The following is a 20,495-nucleotide window of genomic DNA, read 5'->3' as shown; positions in this document are numbered from 1 at the left end:
CCGCACGCACGACGACGGCCCCGTCGCGCGGTGCGCGACGGGGCCGGTGCGACGGTGCCGGGCGGCGGTGGTCGACCGCCGCCGGGCCTCAGGAGGTCTTCGCCGGGGCGAGTCCCTCGACGACGGCCGCGGCCACGGCCTTCATCGTGGTGCGGCGGTCCATGGCGGTCCGCTGGATCCAGCGGAAGGCCTCGGGCTCGGACATCTTCTGCGCGGTCATGAGCAGGCCCTTGGCCCGGTCGACGACCTTGCGGGTCTCGAAGCGCTCGTTCAGGCTCGCGACCTCGTCCTCGAGCGCCTTCTTCTCGGCGAACCGGGAGACGGCGAGCTCGATGGCCGGGACCAGCTCGTGCCGGGCGAACGGCTTGACCAGGTAGGCCATGGCGCCGGCGTCGCGGGCGCGCTCGATCAGCTCGCGCTGGCTGAACGCGGTCAGCATGACGACCGGCGCGATCTTCTCCTCGACGATGGTCGACGCCGCCTCGATGCCGTCCTTCTTGGGCATCTTGACGTCCATGATCACCAGGTCGGGCTTCAGCTCGCGGGCCTGGGTGATGGCGGCCTCGCCGTCGCCGGCCTCACCTGCGATGCGGTAGCCCTCCTCGGAGAGCATCTCGGCCAGGTCCATCCGGATCAGGGCCTCGTCCTCGACGACCAGCACCCGCCACCCGGGCTGCGGGCCGTCCTCGGCCGGCGTCTCTGCGGGAACGTTGTCGGTCACCGGAGAACTCCTTCATCGGTCGGTGGGGTGTCCGGGGTGTCCGGACGGCCAACGCTACCGGCGGTCCGGGGCAGCAGCCGAGCCACTTCGGCCTTTCGTGTGCGGAAACACGCCCGGTCGACCGCGTTACCCGTCCGATCGGGCAGGTGCGACCCGATCATGTCTTCGGTCCGATCGCGGCGTCGAGCTCGGCGACGGCGTCGGCCCTGGCCACCGACAGACACGTGCGCCGGGCCCGGCGGTGCGCGATCCCCAGCAGGTCGAGCGCCCCCTCGGCGAGCCGCATGATGTCCTCGGAGGTGTTGTCGAAGAACCAGCGCGGGTAGGAGTACTCACGTACCGAACCGTCGGCGAGGACGGCGCGGACCCGGTTCGTGGTGCGACAGCCGTCGGAATGGAACAGGCCACGCAGGAAGCGGTCGGGACGGGTGTCGACGACGGCGCGCTGCCACGGTTCGAGTCGGATCGGGCGGGTGTGCTTCATTCCGGGGCCGTGCTGGGGGAACAGGCAGGTCCAGTGCCGCGAGAAGCATTTCACCGCCGTGGACCCGGCCCTGGGTGTCGTCGAGACCGAGGCGCCCGGGAGGACCGCCGCGGTGGCGGCCCGGACGTCGTCGATGATGCCGGGCCAGTCGTCGCCGCAGTAGATCCAGAGACAGTGAGGTGTTCTCAGTAGCGGGGTGGCAGGTCGTGGCGACACGCCGAGGGTGGTGAGATGAGCGGGAACGGGGCAGGACCCCGGTAGATCGGTTCGGTCCAGCACAGATCGACACCGTCACCGAGGTCCTGCATGTCTGATCCTGTCACCTACACCGCTGTCCTCCCGATCGGGGAGCGCACCGTGGCCTATCTGGCGCGGCTCCTGGTCCTTCAACGCCGTCGACGTGGCACCCGGCGGCGGGCGTTGACCCCGTTCGCCCAGGCAGTGCTGGTGATCCGCTGGTTCTGTGATGCTACCCGGGTCCGATGTTCGGCCGGTGACAACGCGATCAGCACTGCAACGGCCTACCGTTACCTGCACGAAGGCATCGACGTCCTCGCCGCGGCCGCACCCGGCCTGCACGGAGCCCTGCTCGCCGCCCGCACAGCCGGGCACACCCACGTGAATCTCGACGGCACCCTGATCGCCACCGACCGGTGCCGCGCGCTCGGCCTCACCCCCGGGGACGACCTGTGGTGGTCGGGCAAGCACCGCCGCCACGGCGGGAACATCCAGGTCCTCACCGCACCTGATGGATGGCCGCTATGGACCAGCGACGTGCGGCCGGGCCGCGAGCACGACACCCGCTGCGCCCGTACCCACCCCGGGCTGCTCGAGGGCCTGGCCGCGTTCACCGACGACACCCACGCCGCGCTGGGCGACCTCGGCTACGAAGGCGAAGCCGACCGGCTCACCGTGCCCATCAAACTCGCCCCCGGCCGCGGGCAGACGGTCAACCAGCGCACCGTCAACACCCTGCACTCAGCCCTTCGTGCTCTGGCCGAACGCGGAAACGCCCTGCTCAAGACCACCTTCGCCGCGTTGCGGCGAGTCACGCTATGTCCCTGGCGCACCGGCGCGATCACCGCAGCTGCGCTCGTACTACTCCACACCGAGTACGACCGCACGACATGATCAACCCGCTACTGAGAACACCTCACTGAGAACACCTCAGTGGGTGCGCTGCGCAGCGGTGAGGTGTCCGTCACCGAGGTACATGCCGAGCAGATAGGCGTAGTCGGCGACGGGGACGTCGATACCGGGGGCGCAGCGGAAGCAGCGGGCCCGGGTCCGCCGCGGGTCCCCCGTGCGACGGGTCCCGGTGCACCAGTGGCGCACGGTCCGCTCGGGGACGCCGACGGCCGCGGCCACCGACCGAACCGGCATGCCGCCGCGATACAGCGACCGGGCCCTGTCGACGACGTGTGGCGGGTGCATGCGGAAACCGTCGCACGCGCCACCGACAATTCCGGACAATGGTGCCCTCGGTGGGATTCGAACCCACACTGTATGCATTTTGAGTGCATCGTCTCTGCCGATTGGACTACGAGGGCTTGCTACTTTCGGCGTATTCAGTTCTGAAGCGAGCTTAGCGGGTTCCGAGTCCCCCGCGACATCCGACCCGCCTCACACCGGCCAGTTCAGGAACCGGCTGCGCGGCGGCCCGTCACCGAGCACGTGCAGCACCCCACCCGGCGCCGGGACCGGGTCGGAGCCTCCGGCACCGGGCACGTCCGGCCAGCGCAGGGCGGGCGCCACCGACGGGGCGACGACGAGCGGGTGCCCGGCGAACGTCGTCGCCAGCGGGGTGTGGACGTGCCCGCACACCACCAGCGTCGGGTCGGACCGGGCGGCGAGCAGCATCTCCAGCGGGCCGGGGTCGCGCAGCCGCATCCCGTCGAGCACGGGGTGCCCGAGCGCGACCGGCGGGTGGTGCAGGGCGACCAGCAGCGGCGCAGGGTCCCGGACGGCCTCGGTGAGCAGGGCGACGGCGCCCTCGGACAGCGCACCGTGCGGCGCACCGGGGACCAGGGTGTCCAGCAGCGCCACCGTGCAGCCGCCGGTGCGGTGCAGCCGGTCCCCCACCGGGCCGACGGCGGCGGCCATCGCGGTGCGGTCGTCGTGGTTGCCGGGCACGTGCAGCGCGTCGAGCCCGGCCAGCAGGGCGGCGGCCCCGGCGTAGGCCGCGGGGTCGCCGTGGTCGGCGAGGTCCCCGGTCACGACCACGACGTCCGGCGCCGGATCCAGCGCCCGGACCCCGGCGACGGCGCGGGCGGCCCGGCCCTCCGGATCCGGACGCCCGAGGTGCAGGTCCGAGAGCTGGACGACGGTGGTCACCGCGGGATCCGCTCCAGCAGGGCGGCCGCCTCCATGTGGTGGGTCATCGGGAACGCGTCGAACGCCCGCAGCGCGGCGGTGCGGTACCCGGCGGTGGCGAACAGGGACAGGTCCCGGGCCAGCGCGGCCGGGTCGCAGGCGATGTGCACGATCCGCCGCGGGCCGCGGGCGGCCAGGTCGCGCACCGCGGCCTTCCCGAGCCCGGCCCGCGGCGGGTCGGTGACCACGACGTCGGGGTCGGGCCGGAGCCGGGCGATCTCGCGCTCGGCGCGGCCCCGCACGAACTGGACCTGCGGCAGGTCGGCCAGCGCGGCGGCGCCGTCGGCGACCGCGGACGCGGCGGACTCGACGACCAGCACGGTCCCGGACTCCCCCACCTGGCCGGCGAGGACCGAGCCGAGCAGCCCGACGCCGCCGTAGAGGTCCCAGGCGACACCGCCCACGGGGGCGTCGGCCCAGTCGCGTACGACCGACGCGAGGGTGTCCGGCAGCGCCGGGTGGACCTGCCAGAACGTGCCGGCCGACAGCTCCCAGGTGCGGCCCGCCGCGGTCACGGTGGCGCCGGAGCCGACCCGGGCCGCCCCGTCGCCGACGACGGTGACGTCGAGCTCGGAGTCGGGCCGGAAGCGGCGCTCCAGCACCGGGGGCAGCGCGCCCGCCGGGACGAGCGGGCAGTCCCCGATCTCGCACACGTCGTGGCTGCGGTGGGCGCGCAGGCCGGGGACGCCGGCGTCGTCGACGGCCAGCCGCACCCGGGTGCGCCAGCCGAACGGACCGCCGGGGAGCTCCTCGACCTCCACCGCGGCGAGGTCGGCGGTGGCGACGACCGCGGCCCCGGCGCCGAGACGCTCCAGCTGCTCGCGCAGGACGGTCGTCTTCAGGACGCGCTGGGTGGCGTGGTCGGTGTGCTGGAAGTCGCAGCCACCGCAGCCGCCGGGCCCCGCCCACGGGCACGCGGGCTCGACCCGGTCCGGGGACGCCTCCAGCACGGCGACGGCGTCGGCGCGGCAGAACGCCCCACCCGGGTCGTCGGTGACCACGGCACGGACCAGCTCACCGGGCAGCGCGTGCCGGACGAACACGACCCGGCCACCGTCACCGTCGCGGGCCACGCAGTGTCCGCCGTGCGCGACGGGGCCGACCCGCAGCTCCAGCATCCGGTCGGTCCAGTCGGTCGCCGTCTCGGCGTTCACCGGTCCTCCTCCTTCGGGACACGGGGTGCGGGCGAGGTGCCGCCACCGGTGCGGACGCCCGCGCCGTCGCGGAGTTCGCCGGGCAGCTGCTCCGTGCCCGGGTAGCCGCGACGGGACGCCCCCGGCGCCTGCAGCGGCGACAGCGCCCGCGTGCGCGAGGACGACGGCAGCTGCCACGGCACGCTGGTCACCATCACCCCCGGCTGGAACAGCAGCCTCGTCTTGAGCCGCAGTGCGCTCTGGTTGTGCAGCACCTGCTCCCACCAGTGCCCGACGACGTACTCCGGGATGTAGACGGTCACGACGTTGCGCGGGGAGTCGCTGCGGATCCGCTTGACGTAGTCCAGCACGGGCCGGGTGATCTCCCGGTAGGGCGACTCGACGACCTTCAGCGGGACCGAGAGGTTCCGCTTGTGCCACTGCTCGACGAGCTTCTTGGTCTCGGAGTCGTCGACGTTGACCGTGACCGCCTCGAGGATGTCCGGGCGGGTCGCGCGGGCGTAGGCCAGCGCCCGCAGCGTCGGCTTGTGCAGCGTGGAGACGAGCACGACGGCGTGGTTGCGCGAGGGCAGCACGTCGTCGGTCTCGTCGGCGACGAGTGCGGCCGCGACCCGGTCGTAGTGCAGCTGGATCAGCCGCATGAGCACGAAGAACCCGCCCATCGCGACGATCGCGATCCAGGCGCCGAGGGTGAACTTGGTGATCAGCACCGTGATCAGCACGACGCCGGTCATGCAGGCGCCGAACCCGTTGATCGACTGAGCGCGACGGATCCGGCGGCGCTCGGACACCGGCGGCCCCAGCGCGAGCTCCCGGTTCCAGTGCCGGACCATGCCGGCCTGGGACAGCGTGAACGACACGAACACGCCGACGGTGTAGAGCGGGATGAGCCGGGTGACCTCGGCCTGGAAGCCGACGACCAGCAGGATCGCGAACAGCGCGAGCGCGACGATGCCGTTGGAGAACGCGAGCCGGTCGCCGCGGGTGTGCAGCTGGCGGGGCAGGTAGCGGTCCTGGGACAGGATCGAGCCGAGCACCGGGAAGCCGTTGAACGCGGTGTTCGCGGCCAGGACCAGGATCAGCGCCGTCATCACGATGACGAAGAAGTAGCCCGGCGGGAAGTTGTCGAAGACCGCGTCGGCGAGCTGGGCGATCATGGTGTGCTGCTCGTAGCCGGGCGGGGCGTCGGGGAACTGGCGCGCCGGGTCCTCGGCGATCTGGACGCCAGTCAGCTGGGCCAGCGCGATCAGCCCCATGAACAGCGACACCGACATCGCCCCGAGCAGCAGCAGCGTGGTGGCCGCGTTCTTCGACTTCGGCTTGCGGAAGGCCGGCACGCCGTTCGAGATCGCCTCGACGCCGGTCAGCGCGGCCGCGCCCTGGGTGAAGCTGCGCAGCACGAGCAGCACCAGGGCGAGGCCGGTGAACGCGTCGCCCTCCGCGACCAGGTGCAGGTCGGCGCTCTCGGCGCGCACGGGGTCGCCGAGGATCAGCACCCGGGTCAGCCCCCAGAGGATCATCGTCGCGACGCCGAGGACGAAGGCGTAGACCGGGACCGCGAAGGCGGCGCCGGACTCGCGGATGCCGCGCAGGTTGATCGCGGTGAGCACGGCGATGGCCGAGACGGCGAACAGCACCTTGTGCTCGGCGACGAACGGCACCAGCGCGCCGATGTTGGCCGCGGCCGCGGAGATCGAGACGGCGACGGTGAGGGTGTAGTCGACGAGCAGCGCGCTGGCGACGGTCAGTCCGGCGTTCTTGCCGAGGTTGACCGTCGCGACCTCGTAGTCACCCCCGCCGGAGGGGTAGGCGTGGACGTTCTGCCGGTAGCTGGCGACGACCGTGAGCAGCACGACGACGACGGCGAGACCGATCCACGGCGACATCGCGTAGGAGGCGACGCCGGCGACCGACAGGGTCAGGAAGATCTCCTCCGGCGCGTAGGCGACCGACGACATGGCGTCGGAGGCGAACACGGGGAGGGCGATCCGCTTCGGGAGCAGGGTGCTGGTCAGGCGGTCGCTGCGCTGCGGTCGTCCGACCACGAGCCGCTTGAGAGCGACGGCGAGCTTGGACACGGGGCGCAGCCTATGCCCCCGGTCCGATCCGCTTCGCGATAGCGTTCACCGCGCGTCGTCGGCGTCCCCGTCGCCGTCGGTACAGAAGGAACGAACCGTACATCCCGGGCCTCCCGACCCGGCGGAAGGACCCCAGACGCCATGCACGTCGTGATCATGGGATGTGGCCGCGTCGGCGCGTCCCTGGCCTCGGGCCTGGAACGGCTCGGCCACGAGGTCGCGGTGATCGACCGCGACCCGCAGGCCTTCCGCCGGCTCGGCCCGGACTTCCGCGGGCGCCAGGTGGTCGGCTTCGGCTTCCACCGCAGCGTGCTCGACGAGGCGGGGCTGGAGTCCGCCGACGCGTTCGCCGCCGTCTCCTCCGGGGACAACTCCAACATCATCGCCGCCCGCGTGGCGCGCGAGAGCTACGGCGTCGGCAAGGTCGTCGCCCGGATCTACGACGCCAAGCGCGCCGCGGTGTACGAGCGCCTCGGCATCCCGACGGTCGCGACCGTCCCGTGGACGACCGACCGGCTGCTGCGCATGCTGCTGCCCGACGGCGTCGCCACCGCCTGGCGCGAGCCCACCGGCACCGTGGCCGTCCTGCCGCTGCCGCTGCACGAGAACTGGGTGGGGCGCCCGATCCGCGACCTGGAGCGGGCGACGAGCTCGCGGGTCGCGTTCATCGTGCGGTTCGGCACCGGGGTGCTGCCGACCAAGGACACCACCGTGCAGCACGAGGACACCGTCTACGTGGCGGCGGTCTCGGGCACGGTCAGCGACGTGACGGCGGCCGCCGCGGCGCCGCCCGAGGAGGACTGATGCGGGTCGCGATCGCGGGTGCGGGCGCCGTCGGGCGGTCCATCGCGCTGGAGCTGGTCGAGTCCGACCACCGGGTCATGCTGATCGAGCGCGAGCTGACCCACATCGACCCGAACTCGGTCCCCGAGGCCGAGTGGGTGCACGCCGACGCCTGCGAGCTGTCGTCGCTGGAGGACGCCGGCATCGAGGGCTGCGACGTCGTGATCGCCGCGACCGGCGACGACAAGGTCAACCTGGTGGTGTCGCTGCTGGCGAAGACCGAGTTCGGGGTCCGCCGGGTGGTGGCCAGGGTGAACGACCCGCGCAACGAGTGGCTGTTCGGGGAGAACTGGGGCGTCGACGTCGCGGTGTCGACGCCGCGGCTGCTGGCGGCGCTGGTCGAGGAGGCCGTCGCCGTCGGGGACCTGGTGCGGCTGCTGACGCTGCGTCAGGGGCAGGCGAACCTCGTCGAGGTGACGCTGCCCGAGGACACCCCGCTGGCCGGGCGGCCGGTGCGGGTGCTGGAGCTGCCGACGGACTCGGCGCTGGTGACGATCCTGCGCGGCGGCCGGGTCATCGTGCCGCAGCCCGACGACGCGCTGGAGGGCGGCGACGAGCTGCTGTTCGTGGCGACGACGGCGGTCGAGGAGGACATCCGCGCCGCTCTCCTGTGACCCCGCCTCTCCCACCCCGCCGGGGACCGGCACCCGGAGTGTCCCGCGTGCCGGTGCCGCTCAGGCGGTCGCGGGGCGGGCGCGCTCGGCGCGGCGCACGATGAGGATCGTGGCCAGGATCGCGACCCCGGTGAGCGGGTAGCCCATCGCGAGCCGCGCGACACCCAACCAGGTCTCGGAGTCGGCGAGGTACAGCCCGCCCTGCACGACGACCTTCGCGAGGAAGGTCCCCGCCCACACCGCGGTGGCCCAGCCGTAGGCGCGGACCAGGTGGGGGTCTGCGCGCCACTCGGTGCCGTGTCCGTTGATGCCGTGCCAGATCACCCCGGCCAGCGGCCAGCGGGCGATGATCGACACCAGCGCGACGACGCCCAGGGCGCCGCTGTAGAGCAGACCGGGCAGGTAGAACCCGCGGGCCTCCCCGGTCCGGCTCGCGACGAGCGCACACACCCCGACCCCGAGCAGACCGGAGATCGCGGGCATGACCGGGTCACGACGGACCAGACGCCAGACCAGCACCAGCACACCGGCTCCGACGGCCGCGTACAGCGCGGTCGTCAGGTCGGCCAGGATGTTGACGAGGACGAACACCACGACCGGGATGGTCGAGGCGACGATCCCGGTCACCCCGCCCATCTGTTCCAGCAGGGTCGGGGTGGGCGCCTCCGGGGTGGACTCCGCCGGTCCCCCGGTCCGGTCCGGTTCCGGTGCGGCGGCGTGCGCCGGTGCCGTCACCGGCCGGCCGAGGGGCGCGGTCCGGTCCTGCGGGTCGACGTCGGTGACACGCGGGATCCGGGTGGTCGGGGCGTCGTGGTGGTGGTCGTTCAAGCCGGTCCGATCCGTCGGCTCAGGAGCAGGCCGCGAGGGTCCCGCGGGTCACTGCGCCTGGCAGATCTCGTAGTACGGGTTGTAGAGCACCTTGCGGCCGTCGCGGACCGAGATCCGGCCACGGACCCGCATGGTGCGTCCGGCCTCGATACCGGGGATGCTGCGCCGGCCCATCCAGACCAGGGTGACGCCGTCGGTCCCGTCGAACAGCTCGGCCTTCAGGGTGGCGTCGGCACTCTGTGGACAGAGGTCGACGCTGCGGATCCGGCCGAGCATCGTGACCTCTTCGCCGCAGGCACAGTCGCGGGCCGGTCGTGCACCGGTCTCCTCGACGTCCTCGGCGAGGTCGCGCGCGTCGAGTTCGTCGACATCGCTGGTGAGTTTGCGGAGCATCCGGCGGAACGCTCCGCCATCCGTGCTGCCCATGTCTCTCCTCGGCCGTGTCCGGTACCGGCCCGGGGTCACCGGACCCTCCGGTGACCCGCACTCGCGCGGCAACACGACAGGGTGTCGTGGTGGCGCCGAGAGCGTAACGCGCGGATGCCCCGGTTTGTGCCCGCGGCGGCCCCGACCTCCCGGTCACCGCCCCGGCGACCGGCTCGCGGGCCGCGCCCGGTGGTCGACGGGCGGGTGCGGGCCGGGCGTACCGGACACCCGTGCCCATCCCGCTGCCGCTCAGTCCCGCCGGTGCCGTCCGAGGTCGCGGGGACCGGTGCCGCCCGCGCGCCGACCGGAGGGCCACTGGCCGGTGAGCCCGGACCCGCCCGCTGCCCGCCCGGCGTCGAGCCCGCCGGAGGCGTCCTCGGTGTCGTCGGTGCCGTCGGTGCGCTCGCCCGCGGTGCGGGCCGGGTCCGCGGGCGCGGGGTCGTCGGTGCGGGCCGCGGCCCGTCCGGCGGCGGCCCGGCTCGCGCGGTAGTCCGCCAGCCCGGTGACACCGCCGTGCCCGTTGGTGCGGTCGGCACCCGGTCCGTCGGCGTGCGGCCCGCGGTCGGCCGACGCGCTGCGCAGCAGGTCCTGCAGGGCACTGCGTGCCTCGTCGGCCGAGGTGGGACCGCCTCCGTGCCAGGGGCGGTCCGCATCGGCCGCGGCCCGGAACAGATCGTCCCCGCCCGGGCCCGGCGACGCCGGGTACGCGGCCGGGGCCGGGTCGTGGTCCACGCCGCGCGACGTGGAGCCGGTGGGCGCGGGACCTGCGGTGTCGCTCCCGGCGGTGCCGCTCCCCGTGGAGGGCGCGTCGCCGGGTTCGCGGCGGCGTCCACCGCCTGCAGGGGCGTCGAGGGCGACGGCGGCGAGCAGGTCCGCCACCGAGGTGCCCGCACCGGCGCCGTGCCGACCGGACCGGCGGCTGGCGGCGATCTCGGCGGACAGCCAGCCGTCGTCGTCCGGGGTGGGGTCGGTGGGCGCCGTGTGGCCGGGCGCGTCCGCGGTGGGCCGGGCACCCCGCCGACGACGGGTGGACGCCGGTGCGGCGGGCTCGGTCGGGGCCGGGAGCCGGTCGAGCGTGGCCTCCATGAGCGGCACGTCCGACAACGGGATGTCCTCGATGGCCCCCGTCGGCGGCGACGCAGGCTCCGGCGGCCCGGCCGGGGTGTCCCGCGTGCGCGCGGCGAGCAGGTCCGCGGCGTCGACGCGGGCGGCGTCGGCGGCGCGGTCGCGCCGGGAGCGGCGCGCCGCCCCACCGGTGCCGGGCCGGGTCGACCCCGCCGTGGCACCGGAGGCGGTCGGGGTGCCGAACGGGTCCCGGCCGTGGGCGGCGCCATCGGCAGCGTCGACAGAGCCGTCGGCAGCGGTGTCGGCAGAGCCGTCGGGAGCGGTGCCGGGATCCAGGGCGGTGCGGCCGTCGAACGCCGTACCGTCGAGCGCGGTGTCCCCGAGCGCAGGGCCGCCGAGCGCGGTGTCCCCGAGCGCGGGGCCGTCGAGCACGGTGCCGGGGTCGAGGGCCGAGGCCGGGACGGGGGTGCTGCGGTCCAGGATGTCGCCGGCCGACGCGCCCCGGCCGAAGCCGGTGAGCGGGGTCGCGGACCGGTCGTCCTCGACGCCGGCGAGCAGGTCGGCGGCCGACAGCGCGGTCACTGCCGGGTCGCGGCGGGCCGGGGGCTCCGCCGATTCGGGCTCCGGGGCCCGGAGCGGGGCGACCGCGCTCGGCGCCGGGTCCGGCGCGTGCAGCGGAGCCGGGGCGTGCAGCGGAGCCGGGGCGTGCAGCGGAGCCGGGGCGTGGATCGACCCGCGCCCGGGCAGCGGGCCCACGCCGGTGTCGGGACCGGCCCGGCCCGGCCCGGCCGCGGGGGCGACGCCGCCCGCGGTCGGGATCGCGCCGGTCGGGGTCGCACTGCCGGGGATGCCCCCGGGCTGTGGGGCGGCGAGGGGCGTGGCAGCGGACGGTGTGGCAGCGGACGTCGTGGCACCGGCCGGGGCGCCGCCGAGCCGGTTCGCGCCGGTCCGGTCGGGCCGGGCCGGGCGCCCGCGTCGGCGACCGGGCCGTGCCTCGGGCCCGGGGGCGACCAGCGGACCGTCGGTCAGCGCGGTGCGCTCGGCGGGCGACTCGTCGGTGCGCACGTCCGGGGCGAGCGGCGTGCGCGCCGCGGCCGGATCGGCCGGGGCCGCCGCGGCGGGGCGGCGGACCTGCGGCAGCGCGCGGGTGCGCGAGTCGGCGTCGTCGGTGGACGGGCGGGGGCCCACCGGCCCCGCGGGGGGCCGCGCGGCCGGGACCCCGGACGCCGACGCCGCGGCGGGCGCGGTACGGCGCGGGCGGGCCGGGCGGGCGGGCTCGACCGGCGTCGCCGGTTCCGCGGAGGCGGCGGCCGGCACCGGGCGGGCGCCGGTCGTGGGGCCGGACGGCGCCGGGGTCGCGCCCGTCTCCCCGGCGGGGGCCGGGACGGACACGGTGATGCTGGGCTTCTGCGGCGCGGCCTCGGGCTGCCGCTCGCGCAGGTGCTCGGGCAGCTCCAGGGGCAGGACTGTCCGCGGCGGGTACGGCGATTTCCCGCGGACGACGATGATCCCCCGCAGCACGCGCCGGAGCTCCACGTCGAGGGCCTCGACGGTCTCCAGCGACGCCGTCGCCACGCCGTAGACCATCCAGCGCGGGCCGTCGCAGCCGACGAACACCGATGCGGCGTTCTCGGTGCGGGCGTGGAGCTCGCGGCCCCAGTCGCCGCGGGCGTTGCGGACCCGGGCACCGCCGGTGCGCAGGGACTGCTCGATCTCCGCGGACAGGTCCGCCCACAGCCCGGACGACCGCGGCGCGGCGAGCGCACTCACCGCGATCCGGCCCTCGGCCAGCAGCAGGTGCACCGCCTGGGGACGCTCGGCGCCGGCGGGCTCCAGCTTCAGCTCGGCACCGTAGGGCACCGGGACCTGCAGGGCACCGAGGTCGACGCGGGCGAGCGCGTCGGTCATCGACGGGTCGAGCTCCTCGACGTCGGCCGGCCCCAGCGGGCGGCCGCCGCTGCCGGGCGGCGGGACCGACAGCGGGGCGTCACCGACGCCGTACTCGTCCTCGTCGTACTCGGCGTCGTACTCGGCCTCGTCGTCGTACTCGGCGTCGTGGTCACCGACGTACTCGGCGTCGTGCTCGTCGTCGAGGTCGTCGCCGGCGGGCCGGGACGGGCGCCGGCCCCAGGACGGGTCGTCGGGGTCGCCGCCGTCGAAGCCCTGCGGGGTGCGGTCGCGGGCGTAGGCGAGCTCGTCGTCCTCGACGCGGTGCGACAGCAGCGGGGGCTCCTCGTCGTCCCAGCGGCCGTCGGGTGCGACCCGGTCGTCGTACCCCGCGGGTGCGGGTGCGGGCAGGCGCCCGGAGGCGCCCGGGGCCGGGGCACGGCCGGTGGTGTCCCGGCCGACCGCGCGCACCGCCGTCGTCGCCGCGGCGGGGCCGGCGGGTGCGGGGACGGCGCCGCCGGTCCGCGGGCCGGGTGGCACCGGGCGGGAGCCGGTGGCGGGGGCGGAACCGTTGCGCCCCGGCGCGGGCGGCCTGCCGTTCGGCGCACCGGGTCCGGAGCCGTTGCGCGGGGCCACGCCGTTCGCCGGCGGCGCCCCGCGGCGGGCGTCCTGCGCGGCGTAGTGGTCGGCGTAGTCGTCGACGTCGGAGTCGCCGTAGCCGGGATAGCCCGGGTAGGCACCTGTCCCGGTGTCCTCGATCCCGTCCTCCGGACGGATGTCGAACATCCGACCGCGTGTGCGTCCGGGCATCTACTGGTCCCCTCCCCCGGCGACGAGCGCGGCGTTCCCGCCGGTCGAGCCGTGACCGGCGGCGCCGCGTACCGACGCGGGCAGCGCGGTGACCTCCACGAACCGGGCCGTCTCGACCCGTTGCACCACCAGCTGCGCGATGCGGTCCCCCCGGTGCAGCTTCACCGGCGTGTCCGGGTCGGTGTTGACCAGGCAGACCTTGATCTCGCCGCGGTACCCGGCGTCGATCGTGCCGGGTGCGTTGACGATCGAGAGCCCGCACCGCGCCGCGAGGCCGGACCGGGGGTGCACGAACCCGGCGTAGCCCTCGGGCAGCGCGATCGCCACCCCGGTCCCGACGAGCGCCCGGCGCCCCGGCTGGAGGACCACGTCGGTGGTCGTCACGAGGTCGGCCCCGGCGTCGCCGGGCCGCGCGTACGCGGGCGGGGGGACGTCGGGGTCGAGCCGCGTCAGCAGGACGTCGACGGACGCTGCTGCCGGCGGCTGGTCCGGGGGAGCGGGCACGGAACCGGGCACGGCGGGCGACGCTACCCTGGGCCTCGTGAGCGAACGGGATCCGGAGACCGACTCTGCGACGGCTGGCCCTGCTGCGTTCGACGAGCGGTTGTCCGTCCCGGTGTGGTGGTACCTGCTCGCCGTCGGGCTCGGTGTCCTGATGGGCGCGCAGATCCACATGGGCTATCCCGGCCTGCGGGCGTGGCTGGGCTACCTGACGATGGTGCCGCTGTGCGTCGGTGTCCTGTGGTGGATGGGCCGCAGCCGCGTCACCGTCCGCGACGGCGTGCTCGTCTCGAACGGCCGCGAGCTGCCGCTGTCCGCGGCGGGCGTCACCGACACCGTCGCGCGGGCCGACAAGCAGCAGGCGATGGGCCCCGATCTCGACCCGCAGGCCTACGTCCTGCACCGGGCGTGGGTGGGGCCGCTGGTACGGGTCCAGGTGATCGGCCGCGACGAGCCCTACTGGGTGCTCAGCACGCGCCGTCCCGACGAGCTGCGGGCGGCGATCGCCGCCGAGGCGCCGCACCCCCAGCAACAGCAGCGCTGACAGCACTGACAGCGCCGACACGCGCAGAAACCACGCGCAGAAACGACGGGGCCCCGGCGAGATCGCCGGGGCCCCGTCGTGGTCCTCCCGTCGGACGGGCCCTGCCGGGCCCGCCCGGTCAGGCCTGCCCGATCAGGCTTGCCCGATCAAGCGGCACAGTCGCGGCAGAGGAACTGTCCGCCCGAGGAGCTGGCGAGCCGGCTCCGGTGGTGCACCAGGAAGCAGCTCGCACAGGTGAACTCGTCCGCCTGCTTCGGCAGGACGTTCACCGTCAGTTCCTCGCCCGACAGGTCCGCGCCCGGGAGCTCGTAGCTCTCCGCGGTGTCGGTCTCCTCGACGTCGACGACCGCGGACTGCGCCTCGTTGCGGCGCTGCTTGAGCTCGTCGAGCGAGTCCTCGGCCATCTCGTCGGCCTCATTGCGACGCGGGGCGTCGTAGTCGGTCGCCATCAGGTCTCACCCTTGCCTTACGTCCGAGCTGCTCGATTCCGGCCCACGAGCAGCGGTACTTCGCATCGGTTGGTCGTCGCGTGCCGCTGGAGAACGTCGCGGGGAGCGGGTTTGTGCCCGGCCCCATGAGTGACGCCGGTCTCACCTGGCCCGGTGGACCGGGTGGCTCGTCCGTCGTGAGTCCTGTCGCGGCCGATCCGTCACCGGCGGCGGGGAGGGTAGCCCAGCGTCCGCGGAGCGTCGCAGCGAGTCCCCCGATGATGCCGGGTGTCGCCCCGACGCCACCGCCGCCGGGCGCACTAGTGTCGCCCGGTGTGACGACGAGCGCCCGCACCCCCACGCCCGGTGCCGACCCCGCCACCGTCGGCGCGTGGCTGTCCACGGCCCTCGGCGACGAACGGTGGCGCGAGGCGCGGCTCACCCCGATCGGCGCCGGGCGGTCCAACCTGACCTACCGGGTCTCCTCCCCCGCCGGGGCGGTCGTGCTGCGTCGCCCGCCGGTCGGCGAGGTCGCCGCGACCGCCCACGACATGGGCCGCGAGCAGCGGGTGATCTCCGCGCTGGGGCCGAGCGCCGTGCCCGTCCCCGCGGTGCTGGCCGCCGACGACGGCGACGTGCTCGGCGCCCCCTGCTTCGTGATGGAGCTCGTCGACGGCGTCGTGCCGCTCGACGACCTGCCCGAGGGCTGGGCGGCCACGGAGCAGCAGCGCCGCGCCGCGGGCGAGGAGCTGGTGGACGTGCTGGCCGCGCTGCACGCCGTCGACCCGGCCGCGGCGGGCCTGGGCGACTTCGGTCGCCCGGAGGGCTTCATGGAGCGCCAGATCCGGCGCTGGGGCACGCAGTGGGCAGCCGCCCGCGACGGCGACGACCCCGTCCCGGTGGACGCGGAGGTCGAGTCCGAGCTCACCCGGCTCTCCGAGCGGCTGGCCGCCGACGTGCCGGCCGCGCAGCGCCACACCGTGGTGCACGGCGACTACCGGCTCGACAACTGCGTCTTCGACGCCGGGGACCCCGGCCGCATCCGCGCGGTCCTGGACTGGGAGATGTCCACCCTCGGCGACCCGCTGGCCGACCTCGGGCTGCTGCTCGTCTACTGGAAGCAGGACGGCGACGCCACCGTCTGGTCCTCCGCCCAGCCGCTGGCGAGCCCGACCGGCCTGCCCGGCTTCCCGACGCGGCGCGAGCTCGTCGAGGGCTACACCGCGCGCACCGGCCTCGACGCCGGACCGCTGCCCTGGTACGTCGGGTTCGGCGCGTTCAAGCTGGCCGTCGTGCTCGCGGGGATCCTGGCGCGGGCCCGGGCCGGGTCGGTGCCGGCGGAGATGGCCGACGGCCTCGACGGGTCGGTCGGCCCGCTCGTCGCGCTGGGCCACCACGTCCTGGACGGAGGGTCGATCTGATGCCGGCCGGCCGCACCCGCACCGACCGCCCCTACGAGCGGCGCCGGGCCCGTCCGATCCTGGTGACCACCGCGTTGCTGGCCGTGCTGGCCGTCGCCACGTGGGCGGTCGTGCTCGGCACCGCCTCGGACGGCTCGGCGTCGACGAACTGCCCGGCCCCGTCGTCGGGGGCCCTGGCCGGAACCGAGATCGACCGGGCCGAGCTGGCCTCGGTCGCCCCGGCCGCCCCGGACGACGTCCGCTTCCACGTCCTCAACGCCGGCGGTCAGCGCGGGCAGGCGAACCTGGTGTCCGCCGAGCTCAAGGACCTGCAGTTCGGCGAGGCCGGGACCCCGGGCAACGACCCCGCGTTCCCGCAGGGCGACCTGGACTGCATCGGGCAGATGCGGTTCGGCCCGGACGGCGCGGCGTCCGCGTCGACGCTCGCGCTGGCGCTGCCCTGCGTCGAGCTGATCCGCGACGATCGTCAGGGGGCGGTGGTCGACGTCGTCGTCGGGTCGGCGTTCACCGACGTCGCACCGGGCCGTGCGGCCCGCGACGTGCTGGACCAGCTGTCCGCGCCGGGTACCGAGGGCGGTCCGCGGGCCGACCCGGGCCTGCTGGCCCAGGCCCGCGCGGCGACCTGCTGAGCGGAGCGCCCCGGCGGCTCAGACGGTGTCGGCGCCGCTGCGGCGGGCCAGTTCCGCGAGGGCGGCGGCGACTCCGGGCGCGGCGGCGAGCGTGACGTCGGCGCCCAGGGCGTCGCCGTCGTCGAGGCCGTGGACGCCCGGGCTGCCCGAGACGTGCACCACGGCACCGGCCTCGGTCGCGATGAGCGCACCGGCCGCCCAGTCCCACCAGTTGCAGCCGTGCTCGAGGTAGCCGTCGAGCCAGCCGGCCGCGACGGCGCACAGGTCCAGCGACGCCGCGCCGGCCCGCCGGACGTCGCGGACCTCGGGGAGCATCGCCGCGACCATCCCGGCCTGCCGGGCGCGCCGTTCGGCGCGGTAGGCGAACCCGGTGCCGACCAGGGACTGGCCGAGTTCGGTGGTCGCCGCGGCCCACAGCGGACGCCCGTCGAGGGTCGCGCCGAGACCGCGTCCGGCCGACCAGAGCCGCCCGGAGGCGGGCTCGGACACCGCACCGGCCACGCCCTCCCCGTCGACGACGGCGGCGATCGAGATCCCGTACCAGGGCAGGCCGTAGAGGTAGTTGACGGTGCCGTCGATCGGGTCGACCACCCAGCGCGCGACAGCCGGGTCGCCGGCGCCCTCCTCGCCGTACACCGACTCACCGGGGCGCAGCTGCGCGAGCCGGTCGCGGACGAACCGCTCCACCGAGGCGTCGGAGGCGGTGACGACGTCGGTCGGCGAGGACTTCGTCGTGACGCCGTCGTCGTGCGGGGCGGGCAGGCCGCGCAGGTGCTCCGCGGCCTCGGCCGCGACCTGCTCGGCGACGGCGCGCAGGGTGGCGGGATCGCTGCTCTCGTGCGGGCTCACCACCCCATCCGACCACGTGCGGAGCCGCCGGGACGCGCGGGGCGGCGTGAGGTGCGTCCCCCCGGCCGGTACGCAGTTACAATGGAACGCACACCCCGTCTCCGGGACGCGCGGCGACCACCATCGACGCCGGCGACCGAGACGGTGGCAGGACAGGACATCCCGGCCGTCGTGGCCTCGTCTCCCCCGACGAGCGCGCCGCGACCGGGCCGCGTAACGACTCCAGCGCACGTAGCGAGAGGGCCCAGGTGGCAGCCGCAGACTCCGCAGCACGCAGCGACTCGACCGTCGAACCGACGTCGGGTACCGCATCCCGCAGCCGCCGTACTTCCGGCACCACGAGCACCGCGTCGGCGGCGACCGGCACGGTGAAGAAGCCGGCCGCACGCACCCGCAAGCCCGCCGCGGCGGGTGGCACGGCGACCAAGGCCGCGCCGAAGACCGGCCCGCGCAAGCCCGCCACGAAGAAGGCCTCCACCAAGAAGGCCGACGGCGACGAGCCGGACGCCGACGGCGAGGAGGTCGTCCTCGAGGACGGCGAGATCGACGCCTCGGACGTCGAGGCCGACATCGAGGCGGCGGCGAAGGAGGAGACCGCCGACGACTCGTCCGACGACGACGATGACGACGACTCCGAGGACGAGACCAACACCGGCAAGAACCGGGTGGCGCCGACCACCCGGGCGTCGCAGCAGAAGTCGGCCGACTTCGTCTGGGACGAGGAGGAGTCCGAGGCCCTGCGCCAGGCGCGCAAGGACGCCGAGCTCACCGCCTCGGCCGACTCGGTCCGCGCGTACCTGAAGCAGATCGGCAAGGTCGCGCTCCTCAACGCCGAGGAGGAGGTCGAGCTCGCGAAGCGCATCGAGGCCGGCCTCTACGGCGCCGAGCGCATCCGCAAGGTCTTCGAGTCGAACGAGAAGCTGTCCCCGCAGATGCGGCGCGACCTGCGCTGGATCGTGCGGGACGGCGAGCGCGCCAAGAACCACCTGCTCGAGGCGAACCTCCGGCTCGTGGTCTCGCTGGCCAAGCGCTACACCGGCCGCGGCATGGCGTTCCTGGACCTGATCCAGGAGGGCAACCTCGGCCTCATCCGTGCGGTCGAGAAGTTCGACTACACCAAGGGCTACAAGTTCTCGACCTACGCGACGTGGTGGATCCGGCAGGCCATCACCCGCGCGATGGCCGACCAGGCCCGCACCATCCGCATCCCGGTGCACATGGTGGAGGTCATCAACAAGCTCGGCCGCATACAGCGTGAGCTGCTCCAGGATCTCGGGCGCGAGCCCACTCCCGAGGAGCTCGCCAAGGAGATGGACATCACCCCGGAGAAGGTGCTGGAGATCCAGCAGTACGCCCGGGAACCCATCTCCCTGGACCAGACCATCGGCGACGAGGGCGACTCGCAGCTCGGTGACTTCATCGAGGACTCCGAGGCGGTCGTCGCGGTCGACGCGGTGAGCTTCACCCTCCTGCAGGACCAGCTGCAGTCGGTGCTGGCGACGCTGTCCGAGCGCGAGGCGGGCGTCGTCCGGCTGCGCTTCGGTCTCACCGACGGCCAGCCGCGCACCCTCGACGAGATCGGCCAGGTCTACGGCGTGACCCGCGAGCGGATCCGCCAGATCGAGTCGAAGACGATGTCGAAGCTGCGGCACCCGTCGCGGTCCCAGGTGCTGCGCGACTACCTGGACTGAGCACCACCGTTCCACGACGAGGGCCCCGCCGGAGCATCCGGCGGGGCCCTCGTCGTCCGGTCAGAACAGGGTCGGGGTGGGGGCCACGGCGTCGTCGAGGAACGCGCTGATCGCCGGCACGAGGGTCGCCGTCTCCCCCACCAGCCCGATGTGCGACGTCGCGGGCAGCACCACCAGGCGTGCCCGGGGGACCTCCTGCAGCATCCCGGTCGCGGCGGCCCGTTCGTTGCCGCCGCCGAGCAGCCGGAACATCTCCACCGCGTGCTCGGGTCGCACGCCGTCGGCGTCCCCGACGATCACCATGGAGCGGGCGGTGATGCCGCGCATCCGGGCGTCGTCGATCTGCTGGTCCTCGGCGTTGAGCACCTTCACCTTCTCCACCCACGCCGCGAACGCGGCAGGGTCCGGAGTGTGCTCCAGGAACGCCGTCTCGACGGGCGTGCCGGACAGCACCGTCACGTCCATCCCCGTGACGGCGGAGTGCACGGCGGGGTACCAGCCGTCGCGGCGGAACGTCGCGGCCATCACGACGAGCTTGCCGACGAGGTCCGGGTGCCGGAGCGCGAGCTGCAGCGCCACGCCACCGCCCTGGGAGTAGCCCAGCACGTCCGCCCGATCGACGCCCAGGCCGCGGAGCAGCGCCGCGGCGTCGTCGGCGAACTGCTCGTAGGACAGCGCACGGGGCGCGTCCGGGGTCCGGCCCTGGCCCTGCATGTCGGCGACGACGACGGTGCGGTCGGCGGCGAACCCGGCCACCCACGCCGCCATCGAGCCGGTGGCCATGAACGCGCCCGGCAGCAGGAGCAGCGGGGGTGAGGTCCCGAGCTCGCCGTACACCTCGTGGTACAGATCCAGGCCGTTGACCGGCAGGTGTCCGGCCGAGGACGGCGACAGAGTGAGGTGTTCTCAGTAGCGGGGTGGCAGGTCGTGGCGACACGCCGAGGGTGGTGAGATGAGCGGGAACGGGGCAGGACCCCGGTAGATCGGTTCGGTCCAGCACAGATCGACACCGTCACCGAGGTCCTGCATGTCTGATCCTGTCACCTACACCGCTGTCCTCCCGATCGGGGAGCGCACCGTGGCCTATCTGGCGCGGCTCCTGGTCCTTCAACGCCGTCGACGTGGCACCCGGCGGCGGGCGTTGACCCC

General features: G+C 74.7%; 19 protein-coding genes, 1 tRNA gene and 2 pseudogenes. 8 read left to right on the top strand and 14 right to left on the bottom strand.

Annotated features, from left to right (window positions below):
* Window positions 1-88 precede the first annotated feature (88 nt).
* Together Ae505Ps2_RS19555 and Ae505Ps2_RS31315 are read right to left on the bottom strand one after the other, a co-directional pair.
* On the bottom strand, window positions 89-721 hold the full coding sequence (locus Ae505Ps2_RS19555; protein WP_075305803.1) for a response regulator: 633 nt from the start codon (window positions 719-721) through the stop codon (window positions 89-91).
* A gap of 157 nt (window positions 722-878) precedes the next feature.
* Window positions 879-1,421, bottom strand: a complete 543-nt coding sequence (locus Ae505Ps2_RS31315) for a helix-turn-helix domain-containing protein (RefSeq protein WP_139318698.1) — start codon at window positions 1,419-1,421, stop codon at window positions 879-881.
* A 90-nt stretch (window positions 1,422-1,511) separates the two neighbouring features.
* Here Ae505Ps2_RS31315 and Ae505Ps2_RS19545 point away from each other — a divergent pair, with 90 nt between their 5' ends.
* Window positions 1,512-2,336, top strand: coding sequence for a transposase family protein (locus Ae505Ps2_RS19545; RefSeq protein WP_075553845.1), 825 nt, complete (start codon window positions 1,512-1,514; stop codon window positions 2,334-2,336).
* 36 nt (window positions 2,337-2,372) lie between these two features.
* Here Ae505Ps2_RS19545 and Ae505Ps2_RS19540 read toward each other — a convergent pair whose 3' ends face one another.
* From Ae505Ps2_RS19540 to Ae505Ps2_RS19520, 5 genes are all read right to left on the bottom strand, one after another.
* Window positions 2,373-2,639, bottom strand: a complete 267-nt coding sequence (locus Ae505Ps2_RS19540) for a hypothetical protein (protein WP_075305799.1) — start codon at window positions 2,637-2,639, stop codon at window positions 2,373-2,375.
* Window positions 2,640-2,678: 39 nt separating this feature from the next.
* A tRNA-Leu gene (locus Ae505Ps2_RS19535) sits at window positions 2,679-2,755 on the bottom strand.
* A gap of 73 nt (window positions 2,756-2,828) precedes the next feature.
* The gene (locus Ae505Ps2_RS19530; RefSeq protein WP_075305797.1) at window positions 2,829-3,539 is read right to left on the bottom strand and encodes a metallophosphoesterase; all 711 of its coding nucleotides are present in this window, start codon (window positions 3,537-3,539) and stop codon (window positions 2,829-2,831) included.
* Complete coding sequence (locus tag Ae505Ps2_RS19525; protein WP_043277099.1) at window positions 3,536-4,696, bottom strand: class I SAM-dependent RNA methyltransferase; 1,161 nt, start codon at window positions 4,694-4,696, stop codon at window positions 3,536-3,538. Before Ae505Ps2_RS19525 ends, Ae505Ps2_RS19530 begins: the two co-directional genes overlap by 4 nt.
* Before the next feature lie 32 nt (window positions 4,697-4,728).
* Window positions 4,729-6,810 carry an APC family permease gene (locus Ae505Ps2_RS19520; protein ID WP_075553844.1) on the bottom strand — a complete coding sequence of 694 codons (2,082 nt, stop codon included), beginning with the start codon at window positions 6,808-6,810 and terminating at the stop codon, window positions 4,729-4,731.
* A gap of 141 nt (window positions 6,811-6,951) precedes the next feature.
* On the opposite strand from Ae505Ps2_RS19520, the gene Ae505Ps2_RS19515 reads away from it, so the two are divergent.
* On the top strand, window positions 6,952-7,614 hold the full coding sequence (locus Ae505Ps2_RS19515) for an NAD-binding protein (protein ID WP_020622835.1): 663 nt from the start codon (window positions 6,952-6,954) through the stop codon (window positions 7,612-7,614).
* Window positions 7,614-8,267, top strand: coding sequence for a TrkA family potassium uptake protein (locus Ae505Ps2_RS19510; RefSeq protein ID WP_020622834.1), 654 nt, complete (start codon window positions 7,614-7,616; stop codon window positions 8,265-8,267). The genes Ae505Ps2_RS19515 and Ae505Ps2_RS19510 overlap by 1 nt, the downstream gene beginning before the upstream one ends.
* Before the next feature lie 60 nt (window positions 8,268-8,327).
* Here the strand turns inward: Ae505Ps2_RS19510 and Ae505Ps2_RS19505 are convergent, their stop codons facing one another.
* The 4 genes from Ae505Ps2_RS19505 to dut form a co-directional block, all read right to left on the bottom strand.
* Entirely contained in the window at window positions 8,328-9,095 is a 768-nt protein-coding gene (locus tag Ae505Ps2_RS19505; RefSeq protein ID WP_020622833.1) for a DUF3159 domain-containing protein, read from the bottom strand.
* 48 nt (window positions 9,096-9,143) lie between these two features.
* On the bottom strand, window positions 9,144-9,521 hold the full coding sequence (locus tag Ae505Ps2_RS19500) for an OB-fold nucleic acid binding domain-containing protein (protein WP_020622832.1): 378 nt from the start codon (window positions 9,519-9,521) through the stop codon (window positions 9,144-9,146).
* Window positions 9,522-9,770: 249 nt separating this feature from the next.
* Window positions 9,771-13,283, bottom strand: a complete 3,513-nt coding sequence (locus Ae505Ps2_RS19495; RefSeq protein ID WP_139320193.1) for a DUF3710 domain-containing protein — start codon at window positions 13,281-13,283, stop codon at window positions 9,771-9,773.
* Window positions 13,284-13,799, bottom strand: coding sequence for a dUTP diphosphatase (gene dut / locus Ae505Ps2_RS19490; protein WP_083696037.1), 516 nt, complete (start codon window positions 13,797-13,799; stop codon window positions 13,284-13,286).
* A gap of 25 nt (window positions 13,800-13,824) precedes the next feature.
* On the opposite strand from dut, the gene Ae505Ps2_RS19485 reads away from it, so the two are divergent.
* Window positions 13,825-14,328: a DUF3093 domain-containing protein gene (locus Ae505Ps2_RS19485; RefSeq protein WP_075305791.1), complete on the top strand. Its 504-nt coding sequence runs from the start codon at window positions 13,825-13,827 to the stop codon at window positions 14,326-14,328.
* A gap of 146 nt (window positions 14,329-14,474) precedes the next feature.
* Here the strand turns inward: Ae505Ps2_RS19485 and Ae505Ps2_RS19480 are convergent, their stop codons facing one another.
* Window positions 14,475-14,777, bottom strand: coding sequence for a DUF4193 domain-containing protein (locus Ae505Ps2_RS19480; protein ID WP_020626973.1), 303 nt, complete (start codon window positions 14,775-14,777; stop codon window positions 14,475-14,477).
* Between the two features lie 314 nt (window positions 14,778-15,091).
* On the opposite strand from Ae505Ps2_RS19480, the gene Ae505Ps2_RS19475 reads away from it, so the two are divergent.
* On the top strand, window positions 15,092-16,177 hold the full coding sequence (locus tag Ae505Ps2_RS19475; protein ID WP_075305790.1) for a phosphotransferase family protein: 1,086 nt from the start codon (window positions 15,092-15,094) through the stop codon (window positions 16,175-16,177).
* Window positions 16,177-16,806, top strand: coding sequence for an envelope integrity protein Cei (gene cei / locus Ae505Ps2_RS19470; protein ID WP_075305789.1), 630 nt, complete (start codon window positions 16,177-16,179; stop codon window positions 16,804-16,806). The genes Ae505Ps2_RS19475 and cei overlap by 1 nt, the downstream gene beginning before the upstream one ends.
* Before the next feature lie 18 nt (window positions 16,807-16,824).
* On the opposite strand, the gene Ae505Ps2_RS19465 is transcribed toward cei, so the two are convergent.
* Window positions 16,825-17,655, bottom strand: coding sequence for an inositol monophosphatase family protein (locus tag Ae505Ps2_RS19465; protein WP_075334219.1), 831 nt, complete (start codon window positions 17,653-17,655; stop codon window positions 16,825-16,827).
* 230 nt (window positions 17,656-17,885) lie between these two features.
* Between Ae505Ps2_RS19465 and Ae505Ps2_RS19460 the strand changes: the two are divergent.
* A pseudogene (locus Ae505Ps2_RS19460) lies at window positions 17,886-19,346 on the top strand (RNA polymerase sigma factor); the annotation flags it as partial.
* A gap of 60 nt (window positions 19,347-19,406) precedes the next feature.
* On the opposite strand, the gene Ae505Ps2_RS19455 reads toward Ae505Ps2_RS19460, so the two are convergent.
* On the bottom strand, window positions 19,407-20,183 hold the full coding sequence (locus Ae505Ps2_RS19455; protein ID WP_212567649.1) for an alpha/beta hydrolase: 777 nt from the start codon (window positions 20,181-20,183) through the stop codon (window positions 19,407-19,409).
* Window positions 20,184-20,373: 190 nt separating this feature from the next.
* Between Ae505Ps2_RS19455 and Ae505Ps2_RS33560 the strand changes: the two are divergent.
* A pseudogene (locus Ae505Ps2_RS33560) lies at window positions 20,374-20,495 on the top strand (IS5/IS1182 family transposase); the annotation flags it as partial.

This window comes from Pseudonocardia sp. Ae505_Ps2 (genome assembly GCF_001932425.1).
GTDB lineage: Bacteria > Actinomycetota > Actinomycetes > Mycobacteriales > Pseudonocardiaceae > Pseudonocardia.
Note: the sequence above shows the minus strand (reverse complement) of the source record. Positions and strands in the feature narration are given on the sequence as shown.